The 1,473-nt window shown below is 56.2% G+C and carries 2 rRNA genes; both read left to right on the top strand.

Going from position 1 to position 1,473, the window contains the following annotated elements:
• A 16S ribosomal RNA gene (locus DMB66_RS60795) occupies positions 1 to 315 on the top strand; the annotation flags it as partial.
• Positions 316 to 681: 366 nt separating this feature from the next.
• Positions 682 to 1,473, top strand: a 23S ribosomal RNA gene (locus DMB66_RS60790); the annotation flags it as partial.

Raw genomic sequence — 1,473 nt, 5'->3', positions numbered from 1 at the left:
GCTACAATGGCCGGTACAAAGGGCTGCGATGCCGTAAGGTGGAGCGAATCCCAAAAAGCCGGTCTCAGTTCGGATCGGGGTCTGCAACTCGACCCCGTGAAGTCGGAGTCGCTAGTAATCGCAGATCAGCAACGCTGCGGTGAATACGTTCCCGGGCCTTGTACACACCGCCCGTCACGTCACGAAAGTCGGCAACACCCGAAGCCCATGGCCTAACCCCGCAAGGGGAGGGAGTGGTCGAAGGTGGGGCTGGCGATTGGGACGAAGTCGTAACAAGGTAGCCGTACCGGAAGGTGCGGCTGGATCACCTCCTTTCTAAGGAGCCACTAGACGACGAAAGTTGTCCAGTAGCCCACACCGCCCGTATGTGGTGGTGGGGTGCTCACAGGCGGAGACACTGGCGAGTTCTGATCGGCAACGGCCGGCTAGCGGAGTACACGAGAGGTTTCGACTTCTTGGCGGAAACGGTGGTCGGTGCGGCTGGGAGGAATGATTAGCACCCTGTTGGGTCCTGAAAGAACAACTTCGGTTGTTGTTTCGGAACTGTCCAGGCATGGCCTGGTTTCGCATACCACTTGAGGGAGCCGGTGACGGCGCCAAGGTTTGGTGTGGAACTGTGGGGTTGTGGGTTGGTTGTTGGTTGAGAATTGCACAGTGGACGCGAGCATCTTGTTTTCTGTAGGTTAAGTTGTCAAGGGCGAACGGTGGATGCCTTGGCACCAGGAGCCGATGAAGGACGTGGGAGGCCGCGATAGGCCTGGGGGAGCTGTCAACCAAGCTGTGATCCCAGGGTGTCCGAATGGGGAAACCTGACATCAGTCATGTGGTGTCACCTGCATCTGAATTCATAGGGTGTATGGGGGGAACGCGGGGAAGTGAAACATCTCAGTACCCGTAGGAAGAGAAAACAACAGTGATTCCGTGAGTAGTGGCGAGCGAAAGCGGATCTAGCCTAAACTTGTGGCGTGTGATACCTGTCAGGGGTTACGTCATGGGGGTTGTGGGACCCACTTATCATATCTGACAGTGTGGTGAGGAGTTATAAAGTTGCATGTTAGTCGAACGACGTGGGAAAGTCGGCCGTAGACGGTGAGAGCCCGGTAGACGAAAATGTGTGACCTCCTTGTGGTGTTCCCGAGTAGCGGCGGACTCCTGTAATCTGCCGTGAATCTGCCAGGACCACCTGGTAAGGCTGAATACTTCCTGGTGACCGATAGCGGACAAGTACCGTGAGGGAATGGTGAAAAGTACCCCGGGAGGGGAGTGAAATAGTACCTGAAACCGTTCGCCTACAATCCGTCAGAGCCTCCTTGTTGGGGTGATGGCGTGCCTTTTGAAGAATGAGCCTGCGAGTTAGTGGCATGTGGCGAGGTTAACCCGTGTGGGGTAGCCGTAGCGAAAGCGAGTCTGAAGAGGGCGTCTTTAGTCGCATGTTCTAGACCCGAAGCGGAGTGATCTAGCCATGGGCAGGTT

It is taken from the genome of Actinoplanes sp. ATCC 53533 (assembly GCF_003947245.1).
This window is presented reverse-complemented; position numbering and strand designations above follow the sequence as displayed.